Raw genomic sequence first — 12,547 nt, 5'->3', positions numbered from 1 at the left:
CCCAGTCGGCGGCCGGGACCCACCGTGCGTGAGTACCGTTCTCCCTGCCGCGATCACGCCACCGAGGGGAACGACACCGTGCACAGTGCCGCCGTTACGGCCGAGGGCGACCGCATCCGCTGGGTCGAGCTGCCGGGCCGGGACCCGGCGCGGGTGTACGTCCACGGCCTGGGGGCCACCTCCCCCGCCTACTTCACGGAGACCGCCGTCCACCCGCTCCTCGCGGGCCACCGCTCCCTCCTCGTCGACCTGCTCGGCCACGGCCACAGCGACCGCCCCACCTCGTTCGCGTACACCCTCGAGGACCACGCCGACGCGCTCGCCGCCGCCCTGCGCGCCGCGGACGTCACCGGCGCGGAGTTCGTGGCCCACAGCATGGGCGGCTCGGTCGCCGTCGTGCTCGCCGCCCGCCACCCCGGGCTGGTCTCCCGCCTGGTCCTGGTCGACGCCAACCTCGACCCGCTGCCCCGCGTCCCCGGCGCGGCCGGCAGCAGCGGCATCGCCGCGTACACGGAGGAGGAGTTCGTGTCCGGCGCCTGGCGCGAGGTCCGCGACCGCGCGGGCGCGCACTGGTGGTCGACGATGCGCCTGGCGGGCCTGGAGGCCCTGCACCGCAGCGCCACCCACCTGGTCCGCGGCACCACCCCGACGATGCGCGAACTCCTGCTCGCCCTGCCGGTCCCCCGCACGTTCCTCTTCCCCGCGGCGGACGGCGCGTTCCCCGGATCCGCCGAACTCGTCGCCTCAGGTGTCTTGTTGACCGCGATCCCCGACTGCGGACACAACATCATGCTGGACAACCCCGAGGCGTTCGCCCGAGCCGTGGCCGAGGCCCTCGACAAGCTCTGATCTCGCTCAAGATCCTCACCCAGCTCCCGACCAGCGGATACGTTCGCCGCGACCGGCATCTCCGCCGTCTCGTCCGCGTGCAGCAAGTGAGGTGAGTGCAATGACGATCGAGCACGTCGCCGTGATCGCCCTGGCGGTCGAAGTGGTGATCATGGTGCTGGCCCGGGTCGGCACGGAGCGGCGCCACTGGAACCACGCCAAGGGGCGCGGACCCGCCCCGCTGAAGAGGGACGACATCACCCTCGCGTCGGGGACGCTGTACGCGATCGCCGCGGTCGCGATGGTGGCGGGTGCCGTCGCCGCGCCGGCCGAGCCGACCCTCGGGGCGGTCGGTACGTTCGCCCTGTTCGGCATTCTGCTCCCGGCGTTCGCCGCCAACGCCGTGCTCGTGCTGTCGACGCGGGGCAACCCCGGAGCGGTCACCGCGGGGCGGCGCGGCCTCGCCTTCGCGGTCGCCGCGGGCGGCGGCCTGTTGTCGGTCGGCCTGGTCTGACGTCGAGGCCGCAGTCCGTGGCTTTGGACCGGTCAAGCCGGCATCCTTTGGCTCTGCCCTTCGGTCCATGAGCGCAGCAGGCTGAGGGAACCGTCGATCTCGCGGAGGGTTCCCTTGAGTCTCGCGTTCCTGCTGACCACCCTCGTGGTGGTGGTCACCCCCGGCACCGGTGTGGTGTACACCCTCGCCGCCGGACTGTCCCACGGCCGCCGGGCGAGCGTGGTGGCCGCGCTCGGCTGCACGCTCGGCGTCGTACCGCACCTGGTGGCGACGATCACCGGCCTCGCCGCGCTGCTGCACACCAGCGCCGTCGCCTACGGGGTGGTGAAGTACCTCGGTGCCGGCTACCTGCTGTACATGGCGTGGGCGACGCTGCGCGACAAGGACGCGTTGACCGTCGAGACGGACGCCGAGCCGCGCCCGGTGCTCCGCGTGATCTCCTCCGGGGTGCTCCTCAACCTGCTGAACCCCAAACTGACCATGTTCTTCGTCGCGTTCCTCCCCCAGTTCGTCCCCACCGGCACGCCCGGCTCCACCGGCCTCATGCTGCGGCTCGGCGCGGTCTTCATGGCTCTGACCTTCGTCGTCTTCGCCGCGTACGGCATGGGCGCCGCGGCCGTGCGCGACCGCCTGGCGTCCCGGCCCCGGATCACGACCGGCCTGCGCCGGGTGTTCGCCGTCTGCTTCGTGGGTCTGAGCGCACGGATGGCGGTGGCGTGACATGCGTTTCCGGCACGCCGACGCGATCTGGTCCGACCACCCCCGCCTCGCCGCGGGCGCGCTCCACGCCACCGGCGTCGGCCCGGTGGCCGACGTCGGCCCGCGCGTCGCGGAGTACACCGCCCGCGCCCGGGCCCGGCTGGCCGGCGCCTCCGAGGGCCGGTTCCCCGAAGTCCTGGCCTGGCGGCGGGTCTTCGCCTCCATGGGGCTGAAGCCGACGCAGTACCGGTGCGCCTCGGAGTCGCTGCTGCGGCGGCTCCGCAAGGAAGGAACGCTGCCACGCATCCACCCGGTGGTCGACCTGTGCAACGCGGTCTCCGTGGCGTACGCCGTCCCGGTCGCGGTGCTCGACGCCGACCGCGTCACCGGCCCGCTGCTCGAGGTGCGTCACGCCCGCGGTGACGAGGAGTACACGACCTTCGGCGGCGCCACCGAGCACCCGGCCCCCGGCGAGGTGACGTACGCCGACTCCGCCGGACGGGCGCACGCCCGCCGCTGGACCAACCGGCAGAGCGGCCACTCCGCGGTCGGCGAGCACACCCGCCGGATCCTCGTGGTGGCGGAGGCCGTGCACGACGGCGGCGCGGACACCGTCGCGGAGGTGCTGGACACGATCGCCCGGGACCTCACCGCGCACTGGGGGACCACCCCGGCGACGGCCCTTCTCACCGCCTCCACCCGGGAGTTCGCACTCGGCGACGAGCCGCCGTCCGGCGCTCGGACGCCGTAGCGGCACGTGGCACCATGGGCGCGGTGAGCGAGGGAGAAGTGGTGACGGGCGGTACGGCGTCGGGCGCCGCCCCTCCGGCGCACGGCTCCGACTTCCTGCAGCTGCGTGCCGAAGACGCGCCCCCCGGCGGCAAGGCGGACTGGCTGGCACAGCGGCTGCGGCAGGCGATCACCGACCGCCGGCTGACCGTGGGCAGCAGACTGCCGTCCACCCGGGTACTCGCCGCGGAGCTGCGCGTCTCCCGGGGCGTGGTCACCGAGGCGTACCGGCGGCTCGCCGAGGACGGTCATGTCGAGGGGCGCCGGCGCGGCGGCACGGTGGTGGTCGCGGCACCCCCCGTCGTCCCGCGGGCGCCCTCCGCGTCCGGGCCGCCCCGGCGCACCGCCCCGGCCCACGGGCCCGTGCCGCGGTCCCCCTTCGACGGTGAGCCCGGCGACGACGTCTTCGACGTACTGCGCGCCGCCGACGCCCGCATCGACCTCACCCCCGGCCGGCCCGACCTCTCCGCGTTCCCCCGGACGGCCTGGCTGCGCGCCGAACGGGCCGTGCTCGCCGAGCTGTCCGCGGCGGACCTCGGGTACGGCGACCCCCGCGGCGCCCCGCGGCTGCGCCGTGCCGTCGCCGACTGGCTGGCGCGCAGCCGCGGCATCCGGGTGGAGCCGGACGGGATCCTGATCGTCGCCGGCACCGCGCAGGCGCTCACCCTGCTGAGCCCCGTGCTGCTGGCCGACGGCGTCACCGGTGTCGCGGTGGAGGACCCCAGCTCGCTCGGCACCCGTCAGCATCTGCGGCACGGGGGCCTGGCCACCCCACCGGTACCGGTCGACGACAACGGCGTACGCGTCGACGCGCTGCGCGCCACCGGCGCCCGGGCGGTCCTGCTCACGCCCGCCCACCAGTTCCCGACCGGTGTCGTCACCAGCGGCGAGCGCCGCCGCGAGCTGCTGCGCTGGGCCGCGGACGGCGGGCTGATCGTGGAGGACGACTACGACGCCGAGCACCGTTACGACCGGCCGCCCGTGCCCGCGCTGCGCTCACTGCTCGCCGACCGGCTGTGCTACACGGGCAGCGTGTCCAAACTGCTCGCCCCAGCGCTGCGCATCGGCTGGATGATCCCTCCGCCCCGCCACCTGGACGCACTGACCCACGCGAAACGCGTCACCGATCTGGGCAACGCCGTACTGCCGCAGCTGATCCTGGCCCGGCTGATGGAGACAGGGCAGCTGGAGCGGCACCTGCGCCTGCTGCGCGCCCGCCACATCCGCCGCCGGAACGCGATGATCGACGCCGTCACCGCGCATCTGCCGGGCGCGGTCGTCCACGGCGCGGCGGCCGGCCTGCACCTGACGGTCACCTACGCGCAGGACGTACCCGACACCGAACTCGCCGCCGCCGCACTCGCCCACGGCGTGAAGTGCCAGCCCTTGTCCTGGCACCGCCAGCTCCCCGGCCCGCCGGGCCTGGTCCTCGGCTACGCGGCCGACCCGCCCGGAGCCATCACCGAGGGCGTGACGACCCTCGGCCGGGCCCTGCGCGAGCTGTCCTGACGTCCCGAGGGCCGGGACCTTGGGCCGGGGATCAAGCCGCGCACGCGACCTCGCCGGCTGCTGTCGGCCCGGACCGGCAGTCGCGGCAACGGCCGGGTGCCGGGGCACGGAACACCCGGTCGCAGCCGTCGCAGTCCTGGAAGGGGTACGGGCCACGGGCGCCGGCCGTGGGCGGTGGGGGCGCCGGGAGCGCGGGAAGCGGTGGAGGCAGCAGCTCACGCAGCCGGTAGGCGATCACACCGGCCGGGTGCTTCATCACCGCTGGGAGATCGGCGGTCAGGGTGCGGTGCACGGCGGCGGGGGTGGCGCCCCGGTCGAACCAGTCGATGACACTCGGGGCCAGCCTGTTCACGTCGCGCAGGGACAGGATGAGGCGGGCGTCGGTGCGGCGCAGGCCCGCGAGGAGCGTGACCGCCTCCTCGAACCGCGGTTCACGGCGGGCAGGTTCGCGCGGCGGGCGTGCGGTCGCGCACTCCACGGGGACGGGCGCCGGCACCTCGGGATCCTCGACGACCTCCGGCTCAGCGGGGGCTTGGTCGTCCTCCTTGGGCGCTTCCCGCGGTTCGCCGCCCACCCCGGCGGACGTCCGGCCCGTGCCACCGCGGCCGACCGCACGCACGGGCCGGGGGAGGGTCGGCAGGGCTGCCCGCGCGGCCTGCGGCGTGTGGTGGGCATACGTACGCGTCACCAGGCGGCCCGACTCCGTGTGCTCGCGGACCCGCTCCAGATACCCGTGCGCCTCCAACTCCCGCAGCGCGGAGGCGATCCGCTCCCGCCCCTCGGGGAAGCGCTCGGCGAGGCTGCGGATGTCGACCGGGGTACTCTCGGGCAACGAGAAGATGTGGGTGGCCAGTCCGATCGCGGTCAGCGACAACTCACGATGCTGGGCAAGGTGGTTACCGACGACCACGTACTGCCCGGACTGGTACGTGCGTACGTGTGTGACACCGGAGGGTGTGGCGGATCGTCGAACACCCTGAATCGGGCGCGGGGCAGGGCTAGGCTTCGTCTCAGCCATGGGGAAGGCTTCGCTTCCTTGTTGGTCAGGCCCTCGCCTCGGGAGTGCTAGTCCCGGCGGGGGCCGACATGTGTACGGGCTTGTGGGAGCGCCGAGTTGCTTCGGCCGCTCTCGTCCCGAGACTGCCCGCCCGAACCACCGCCGCGCCAGCCAGTTCGACTCGTTTCACCCGCCCGAGTGACCTACGCGAGGTTTGGTTGGGTTGGTTGGTTTTTACCCTTGGTACTTAGGTCTTTTACCGCCCGCAGCCCCGGCCCGCGCACCACCGCGTCCCGTACAGCCGGTCTCCGGCCCCGGGCCCGTCGGCAAGCACCCTGTCAGTACCGGCGGTTACGGTGCGCGGGTGAACCGGATGACCGATGACGACCGCGCCCTTCCCCCCGCCCTGGCCGACCTGGCCCGTACGGAGATCGACTACGCCGACGGCCAGGGAATCGACTTCGAGCCCTACGACGCCTTCGAGTCGGCCGGGGAGACCACCGACTGGCTGCGCCAGTGGACGGGGAACCCCGAACTCGACGGTGACGCCTACCGGGTGTTCGGGCAGGACGGAACCGGCGGCCTCGCGGCCCTCCGGTACGGGCGGCCGGGCCGCCCCCTCACCGAGCAGCCCGTGGTCTTCATGGGTTCGGAGGGCGAGAGCGGCGTGGTGGCCGGGAACCTCTCCGACTTCCTGTGGATGCTGGCCGACGGCTGCGGCCCCTTGGAGGCCGTGCTGTACGAGGACCGCGAGCCGCGCCCCGACGCGACCCTCACCGCCCTCGCCGAACGCCACGCGACGACCCCCGGACGATCGGCCCGCGCCGTCATCGCCGAGGCCCGCGCCGAGTTCCCGACCTTCACCGCGGACATCGACGCTCTCTGCCGCTGAGCCGCGCCGCGCGCCCCCCATCCGGGTGAACGGCACATGCACACACCAGAGCGAGCACCTAGCGTGACATGCGGAAACTCTCCGCACTCGCACCCCTGGAGCTCTGTGTGCAGAAACTCCCGATACGACACCCGAAGGCATCACGCCGGCACCGTCGCATAGCCGTGACGGCCGTCAGCGGCATCGCGGCCGGCTGCACGGTTCTCTGCCCCGCGACCACGGCCCTCGCCCAGCCCGCGACGACCACCACCCCGGCCCCCACCGCACTGACCGCCCCGGCGCCGACCCCGGCCAAGGACGCGGCGAACGACGGCGAGGACGTCCGCACCGTCACCGACGGCGACACCCTGTGGTCCATGGCGGAGGAGATCTACGGGTCCGGAGCCAAGTGGCCCGACCTCTACCGCGCCAGCCGGGACGGCATCGAGAAGGCCGCGCGGGCCCACGGCTACCCGTCGGACGACGACGGGCACCGGATCTTCGCCGGAACGGCGATCCACACTCCCGCCCGCCGGCCGGCGGGCGCCACCACCCCGGACCGGAAGGCCGACCCGCACGTCGCCCGGTTCCAGCGCCAGGTGGCACAGTCCGGCTACGTGTCCCAGCCGGGATCCGAGGCCGTGTTCGACCTGAACCGCAGGTACTGCGAGGGCGTCCTGTTCAGCGGCATGTGGCCCAACCCGCAGTCGCCGTACATCATCACGAACCTCCCCGAGGTACCGGGGCAGACGGCCAACACCAACCCGCCCGTGACCTGGCGCCTGCGCGAGGACGAGGCCGTGGTCCTGATCGGGACGACACCGCCGCCGGAGGCCTACTTCTCCTTCGACCTCACGATGGTGAGGGGGTCCCTGCAGACCGGTCCGGTCCTGTGGCCCGCGGTCGGCGACCCCGTCAACAGGGGAACCGTGAAAACGGCCGGCCCCACCCCCTTCGGGCAGCCGTTCGCCCTCGTGATCACGGGGCACGAGCGCACGCGGGCCGAGGTGCACGAGATACTGGCCGCCTCCGGGCTCGGCGGCGCGATCAACGACGCGACCGTTCCCCCGGCCATGTTCCGCCTGGGCCTCGGCAAGGAAGCCGACCAGTTCCTGCTCGGCATCCGTACGGCCGCGCCCGAGCCCGGCTTCGAGAAGGCGCTCGACGCGTACCGCGACGCGCCCCCGCTCCAGGTCCTGCGGGTACGGCCGAAGGGCACCTCCGCCGACCAGACGAAACCGGTGTACGACCCGGCCCCGCTGCCCGTGCCCCGGCTGCGCGTCGCCGGGACCGGGGCCACCGAACTCGACCTCAACCCCGCGCTGCAGAAGCTGCGGCAGCGGATCATCGACGCCCACCCGGGTTTCCAGGCACGTGACGTGGCGATGGAGCGCGGCTTCGAGCAGTCGTACCCGGGGCTGCAGTCCAACAAGGTGATCGATCCCCCCACGCCCGGGATCGGCGCGCTGTCCAACGACGCCGACGACCCGCTGAGCCCGAGCTTCAGCCTGCCCGACGGCTCCTTCGTCGTCGCCTACGGCGCCAACCACGTGGCCACCCGGCAGGCGAGCTACTCCAGCATCTCGCTCTACGCCGACGAGGAGGCCGCCGTCTCGGTGACCGCCAGGAACCACCGCGACCTGCGGGGCAGCGCGCGCGACTACCTCGCCGACAGCCCGGACGCGGACAAGCTCTACGCCTGGACCTTCAGCCGGGCCGGCGACGCGGGACCGACCGGCCCGCACGTCACCGAGCTTCCGTCCGCCGGCACCGACTTCTGCGCGCAGTACGGCGCCGACAGGACCGTCGACATGAGCCGCATGCAGGCGGTGGCACGCGCCTACATGCAGCCCGAGACCCTCACCCACCCGGCCCTGTCCTCACTCCTCCTGGACCGCCTGCTGGTCTTCACGCCCAAGTCGAAGTCCGAGTAGGAATCAGCCCCGGAGGTACAGAGCCGTCAGCGGAAAACGTATGAGGCGGAGCGCCCCAGGAAGGGACGCTCCGCCTCATACGATCGACCGGCTGAGGCCGGACTCATCGGCCGAGATCCAGCTCCGCCCACACGGTCTTGCACGGCACCGGACCTGTTCGCACGCCCCAGCGGTCGGCCAGTTCACCGACCAGGAGCAGGCCGTATCCGGATTCGCCGGGCTCCGCCCCGCCGGCCGCCCGCTTCTGCGGGGGCAGTTGATTGCCCCGGGGGTCGGTAACCTCGATGCGAAGGGTGCGGGGCGCCGTGACGGTGAGACCGAGCCGGAAGCCGCGCCCTGCCACACGCCCGTGCAGGACGGCGTTGGCCGCGAGTTCCGCGACGACCACCCGGGCCGGGTCCAACGGCACTCCCCAGGCTTCCAGTTGCTCGGCGGCCAGCAGACGGGCCAGCCGTGCACCCCGGCGGGTGGCGGAGAGCGGCACGGAGTACTGGTGGAGCGGGGTGCGCGATACGACGGTTTCCTGATTCACATCACCCAGAGTCGTGAGGCATACACCTCTCGTGAAGGCTGGCGGCCCGTGCGGCCGACGGCTGTCCGTGAGGTGCCCGGTCTCGTCCGGGCTGCCCGGTGGGGCAGGTCGACGGGCCTCCCCTCAGGGCGTCGGCAGCGGCAGGCAGGGCATCCGCGGGTGCCGCAGGTGCTGCCCGCCGTCGTGGACGCACAGGGTGAAGGTCTCCGGTTCCGGCCGCCCGGCCGCGTCGTGGACGTCGATGACCCGCTCGACGCTCTCCCACAGCCTGACCGGACCGCCCTCCCGCACCCGCCAACCGCTGCCGCCGTCCGGGGCCAGTGTGGCGGCCGACCCGCTGACCACGTCGACCAGGTGCACGACGTCGCCGACGGTCGTCAGTTGCGCACCGGGCACCGCGCTCTGCACGAGGAAGCGCAAGTGGAAAGCCTCCTCGGTCGCGGCGGTGATCCGCTGGGGACCGTGCCGGGCGACCCGCGCCTCCCCCGGCAGCTCCGCCGCCCAGTGGGCGGGGTTGCCGAAGGCCGGCGCCGCGTGCGTACGCGCTGACATGAAGGAGACCGTGCCGCCCAGCAGACGCCCCTCGGCGGTGCCGTCCCCGGCGACGGTGAGCAGGACACGGGCGTACCCGTAGAGCCAGCCTGAGAGCGTCAGCAGGATCTTTCCGCCCGGCCGGGTCTGGGCGACGAGGGCCGGGGGCACGGCACGGAAGGAGCAGGCCGCGACGATCCGGTCGAACGGGGCCTCGGGCCAGTACCCGTACAGCCCGTCCGCGACCGCGAGGGCGGGTGCGTAACCGCAGCCGTGCAGCGCGCTCGCGGCCCGCTCCAGCCGGTGCGGGTCCACCTCGATGCTCGTCACACCGGCCGATCCGAGGCGTTCGCAGGCGAGCGCGGTCGAGTACCCCGTCCCCGTGCCGATCTCCAGCACCGTGTGCCCCTCCCGGACGTCGGCATCGGCCCACATCCGCACCACGAGCGACGGCAGGGTGGAGGACGAGGTCGGGGCCCCTCCGTGCCGCTCGGCCGGGTGCTCCCAGTCGGGTTCGTCACCGTCGAACTGCGTGATGAGCGTGGTGTCGGAGTACGCGGCGGCCAGCCAGCGCCCGTGGTCGAGCGCGGCGGTGACCGGCTGCCACACGGTGAGCCCCTGCTCGTCGCGCTCCTCGGCGGGCAGGTAGAAGCCGGGCACGAACCGGTGCCGGGGTACCGCCTCCACCGCCGCCCGCCAAGCCGGATCGTCCAGCGCCCCGCGTGCGGCGAGGCCCTCCGCCATGACGGCGCGCAGCCGCGCGGCATCGGTGTCGAGGTCGACGGGCAGCGTCATGAACGGCCCTTCCTTTCCACGGTGAGAAGGCCGGCGAATGCCTCGGTGATGTCCTCGGCGTCGGGAAGCCAGCCCCACTGTCCGTTCGGGTTGCACTCGATCGCCGTCCAGTGTTCCGGGTCGTCCCCGTCACCGGTGAGCGCGAAGTCGAAGCAGCCGAAGACCAGACCGAACGAGGCCAGGTAGGAGTGCAGCGCCGCCTCGACGGACGGCGGCACGGTGATCGGGGCGTGGACCAGGGCGCCCCAGTCACCCCGGCGCCAGTCCAGCGCGCCGTCGGGTGCGGCGACCTGCTGGGCGAAGACACGACGGCCGACCACGGTGACGCGTACGTCACCGGTCTTGGGGATCTCGGCCTGGAACAGGTGGGCGGTCACGGTGAGCGTTTCGTCGAAGTTCTCCGGGTCGACCCGCTGGGTCCAGATCGCTCCGGTGCGCCCGTCGTCACCGGCGGGCAGGCCGCGGAACGTCTTGCAGACGACGGGGCCGTAGGCGGAGGCGAACTCCTCGGCGTCCTTGCGGTCATTGGTGATCAACGTCGGAGGAATCCTCAGCCCGAGCCGGGCGAACCTCCGGAGTTGGGCAGGCTTGGACTCCGCACGGGCCACCACGGCCGGGTGGTTGACGTACCGGGCGCCGGACAGGGCGTTCAGGACGCCGCCGAGCCCGTGCCGCGCCTCGGCGGCGGCGAAGTCCCGCTGCTGCCGGGGCAGATGCATGAACCGGGCACCGTACGGAGTGGGACGGCGGTAGTACACCGCCGCCACTTGCCCCGTCTCCACCTCCCGGCTCGCCGTACGCAGCCACCCGCTCCACGCCGGACGCTCCGCGTCGAGGCGGAAACCGAACGTCAGGGCGGGCCCGATGTCGGCGGGATCGACGCGGACGACGGGCACCTCACGCTCGTTCAGCGCGGCGACGACCCGGTCCGCGGTGACGTCCTCCAGCGCGGTGACGACCAGGACGGTGGAAGCCATCGGTCAGTCCGATTCGTAGTCGGTGGTGCTGTCGTCCTGTGTCTGGGGCTGTGGACCGTTCCCGTCGCCTCCCCCGGACACGGAAGCGGTACCGGTCGTCCTCGACGTCCCGTGCTTGCCCATCTCGACCCTCCGCCCGGCGGAGTCGGTGTAGCGGGCGGTCTGCGTGACGGGGTCGAGCGTCACCGTCGCGTAAGGCGGCGGCACGACCGGCAGCCGGTCGGTGACCAGGCGCAGCGCCCAGGGGGTTTCGAGGGCGAGTGTCGTCATGGGGTGGTGTCCCTTCTCTTTCCGCGATGCGGAGTTCCCAATTCTCGCCACCCAGTGTGCTCACACATGTGCACACTGCGAATACCGGCAGGTCGTACGGCCGACGGCTGTACGCCAGGTGTCCGGCTTCTGTCCGCCCTGCCCGGGGTGACCGGACGCGGGCGGCCGGAGTTGGTCCGGGGAAGGGCGCGCGACGGGAGGCGGCGAACATGAGCGGGTGGGAAGCGGGGCTGGACGACGAAGAGGCCGGGGCCGTGATGCGCACGGTCACACGGCAGTTGAAGCTGTGGCGAGAGGCGGCCGGCCTCACCCAGGCGGAGTTCGGGGCGGCGATCAAGTACGGGGAGGAGACGGTCTCCTGTGTGGAGCGGGGACGACGGATTCCCCGGCCCGAGTACTTGGACGCCGCGGACGAGGTCCTGGGCGCGGGCGGCAAGATCTCCGCGATGAAGAAGGACGTGGCGGAGGTCCGGTACCCGAAGAAGGTGCGGGACGTAAAGCGGCTGGAGGCGGAGGCCGTCGAGATCTGCTCCTACAGCAACTCCGTCATCGACGGCTTGCTGCAGACCGAGGCATACGCACGGGCTGTGTTCAGCTCTCGGCGACCACCCTTCTCAGAGGAGGAGCTGGAGCAGCAGGTGGCTGCGCGTACAGCTCGCCAAGAGATCATCAGCGGCGGCACCTCGCTGCCCGTTTTCAGTTTCGTGCAATGCGAGTCGACGTTGCGACGCCCCTACGGGGGCAGAATGGTGATGCGCGAGCAGCTCGAACGATTGTTGCAGTTGGGCAAGCTGCGGAGCGTTGACATCCAGGTCATGCCTCTTGGACGTGAGGGGAACGCCGGGGTCGATGGCCCGTTCCGAGTCCTTCGACTCAAGGATGGAACCACTGTGGGATCCAACGAAGTTCAGCTCACCAGCCGTGCGATTGTCGACCCGAAACTCGTTCAGATCCTTGAGATCCGCTACGGGACCATCCGCTCTCAGGCTCTCACCCCCGAGGAGTCTCTGGCCTTCATCGAAAGAATGCTGGGAGAACCGTGAGCTTCAAGCCTGCCTTTGAGAACGGGACAGCACTCATGTGGATAAAAAGCAGCTACAGCACGGATGACAGCCCGTCCTGCGTCGAAGTGGCCTGGAAGAAGAGCAGCTACAGCGGCGCTGATACTCCCTCCTGCGTCGAGGTGGCCACCGTCCCCGACCACATCCTCGTCCGTGACTCCAAGAACCCGGACGGCCCCCGCCTCGCCCTCACTCCCACCACCTGGGCAACCTTCCTGTTGTACGCCTCCAAACACTGAA

At 72.3% G+C, this 12,547-nt stretch carries 14 protein-coding genes; 9 read left to right on the top strand and 5 right to left on the bottom strand.

The window, feature by feature from the left end; translation table 11 throughout:
* Window positions 1-78 precede the first annotated feature (78 nt).
* The 5 genes from F1615_RS27455 to F1615_RS27435 all read left to right on the top strand — a co-directional run bounded on the left by F1615_RS27455 (window position 79) and on the right by F1615_RS27435 (window position 4,339).
* Window positions 79-849, top strand: a complete 771-nt coding sequence (locus F1615_RS27455) for an alpha/beta fold hydrolase (protein ID WP_149551733.1) — start codon at window positions 79-81, stop codon at window positions 847-849.
* Between the two features lie 100 nt (window positions 850-949).
* The gene (locus F1615_RS27450; protein WP_149551732.1) at window positions 950-1,342 is read left to right on the top strand and encodes a hypothetical protein; all 393 of its coding nucleotides are present in this window, start codon (window positions 950-952) and stop codon (window positions 1,340-1,342) included.
* Between the two features lie 114 nt (window positions 1,343-1,456).
* Complete coding sequence (locus F1615_RS27445; protein ID WP_149551731.1) at window positions 1,457-2,062, top strand: LysE family translocator; 606 nt, start codon at window positions 1,457-1,459, stop codon at window positions 2,060-2,062.
* Between the two features lies 1 nt (window position 2,063).
* Window positions 2,064-2,792 carry a B3/B4 domain-containing protein gene (locus tag F1615_RS27440; RefSeq protein ID WP_149551730.1) on the top strand — a complete coding sequence of 243 codons (729 nt, stop codon included), beginning with the start codon at window positions 2,064-2,066 and terminating at the stop codon, window positions 2,790-2,792.
* Between the two features lie 14 nt (window positions 2,793-2,806).
* Window positions 2,807-4,339, top strand: a complete 1,533-nt coding sequence (locus tag F1615_RS27435; RefSeq protein WP_149551729.1) for a PLP-dependent aminotransferase family protein — start codon at window positions 2,807-2,809, stop codon at window positions 4,337-4,339.
* A gap of 31 nt (window positions 4,340-4,370) precedes the next feature.
* Here the strand turns inward: F1615_RS27435 and F1615_RS27430 are convergent, their stop codons facing one another.
* Window positions 4,371-5,357, bottom strand: a complete 987-nt coding sequence (locus F1615_RS27430; RefSeq protein ID WP_167533871.1) for a helix-turn-helix domain-containing protein — start codon at window positions 5,355-5,357, stop codon at window positions 4,371-4,373.
* 352 nt (window positions 5,358-5,709) lie between these two features.
* Here F1615_RS27430 and F1615_RS27425 point away from each other — a divergent pair, with 352 nt between their 5' ends.
* A complete protein-coding gene (locus F1615_RS27425) occupies window positions 5,710-6,228 on the top strand; it encodes an SMI1/KNR4 family protein (protein WP_425385662.1) in 519 nt (172 codons plus the stop codon).
* Window positions 6,229-6,392: 164 nt separating this feature from the next.
* A complete protein-coding gene (locus F1615_RS27420; protein WP_149551726.1) occupies window positions 6,393-8,141 on the top strand; it encodes a LysM peptidoglycan-binding domain-containing protein in 1,749 nt (582 codons plus the stop codon).
* Between the two features lie 103 nt (window positions 8,142-8,244).
* On the opposite strand, the gene F1615_RS27415 is transcribed toward F1615_RS27420, so the two are convergent.
* The 4 genes from F1615_RS27415 to F1615_RS27400 all read right to left on the bottom strand — a co-directional run bounded on the left by F1615_RS27415 (window position 8,245) and on the right by F1615_RS27400 (window position 11,246).
* Window positions 8,245-8,673, bottom strand: a complete 429-nt coding sequence (locus F1615_RS27415; protein WP_425385661.1) for an ATP-binding protein — start codon at window positions 8,671-8,673, stop codon at window positions 8,245-8,247.
* Window positions 8,674-8,796: 123 nt separating this feature from the next.
* Complete coding sequence (gene tgmC, locus F1615_RS27410; protein ID WP_149551724.1) at window positions 8,797-9,999, bottom strand: ATP-grasp peptide maturase system methyltransferase; 1,203 nt, start codon at window positions 9,997-9,999, stop codon at window positions 8,797-8,799.
* Window positions 9,996-10,976 (bottom strand): ATP-grasp ribosomal peptide maturase, encoded by a 981-nt coding sequence (gene tgmB, locus F1615_RS27405; protein ID WP_149551723.1) that lies wholly within the window; start codon window positions 10,974-10,976, stop codon window positions 9,996-9,998. Before tgmB ends, tgmC begins: the two co-directional genes overlap by 4 nt.
* Window positions 10,977-10,979: 3 nt before the next feature.
* Window positions 10,980-11,246 (bottom strand): putative ATP-grasp-modified RiPP, encoded by a 267-nt coding sequence (locus F1615_RS27400; RefSeq protein ID WP_149551722.1) that lies wholly within the window; start codon window positions 11,244-11,246, stop codon window positions 10,980-10,982.
* Window positions 11,247-11,455: 209 nt separating this feature from the next.
* Here F1615_RS27400 and F1615_RS27395 point away from each other — a divergent pair, with 209 nt between their 5' ends.
* On the top strand, window positions 11,456-12,289 hold the full coding sequence (locus F1615_RS27395) for a helix-turn-helix domain-containing protein (protein WP_149551721.1): 834 nt from the start codon (window positions 11,456-11,458) through the stop codon (window positions 12,287-12,289).
* On the top strand, window positions 12,286-12,546 hold the full coding sequence (locus F1615_RS27390; RefSeq protein WP_149551720.1) for a DUF397 domain-containing protein: 261 nt from the start codon (window positions 12,286-12,288) through the stop codon (window positions 12,544-12,546). The genes F1615_RS27395 and F1615_RS27390 overlap by 4 nt, the downstream gene beginning before the upstream one ends.
* The last annotated feature ends 1 nt before the right edge of the window (window position 12,547 follow it).

The organism is Streptomyces marokkonensis, from assembly GCF_008312835.1.
Taxonomy (GTDB): domain Bacteria; phylum Actinomycetota; class Actinomycetes; order Streptomycetales; family Streptomycetaceae; genus Streptomyces; species Streptomyces marokkonensis_A.
The sequence above is the reverse complement of the archived record's forward strand: the minus strand, read 5'-3'. Positions and strand labels throughout refer to the sequence as shown.

Bases quoted from the DNA above. Each gene is read 5' to 3' on its own strand.
- F1615_RS27400 (WP_149551722.1), bottom strand. From the start codon at position 11,246: ATGACGACACTCGCCCTCGAAACCCCCTGGGCGCTGCGCCTGGTCACC.
- tgmB (WP_149551723.1), bottom strand. From the start codon at position 10,976: ATGGCTTCCACCGTCCTGGTCGTCACCGCGCTGGAGGACGTCACCGCG.
- F1615_RS27450 (WP_149551732.1), top strand. From the start codon at position 950: ATGACGATCGAGCACGTCGCCGTGATCGCCCTGGCGGTCGAAGTGGTG.
- F1615_RS27425 (WP_425385662.1), top strand. From the start codon at position 5,710: ATGACCGATGACGACCGCGCCCTTCCCCCCGCCCTGGCCGACCTGGCC.
- F1615_RS27440 (WP_149551730.1), top strand. From the start codon at position 2,064: ATGCGTTTCCGGCACGCCGACGCGATCTGGTCCGACCACCCCCGCCTC.
- F1615_RS27395 (WP_149551721.1), top strand. From the start codon at position 11,456: ATGAGCGGGTGGGAAGCGGGGCTGGACGACGAAGAGGCCGGGGCCGTG.
- F1615_RS27435 (WP_149551729.1), top strand. From the start codon at position 2,807: ATGGGCGCGGTGAGCGAGGGAGAAGTGGTGACGGGCGGTACGGCGTCG.
- F1615_RS27430 (WP_167533871.1), bottom strand. From the start codon at position 5,357: ATGGCTGAGACGAAGCCTAGCCCTGCCCCGCGCCCGATTCAGGGTGTT.
- tgmC (WP_149551724.1), bottom strand. From the start codon at position 9,999: ATGACGCTGCCCGTCGACCTCGACACCGATGCCGCGCGGCTGCGCGCC.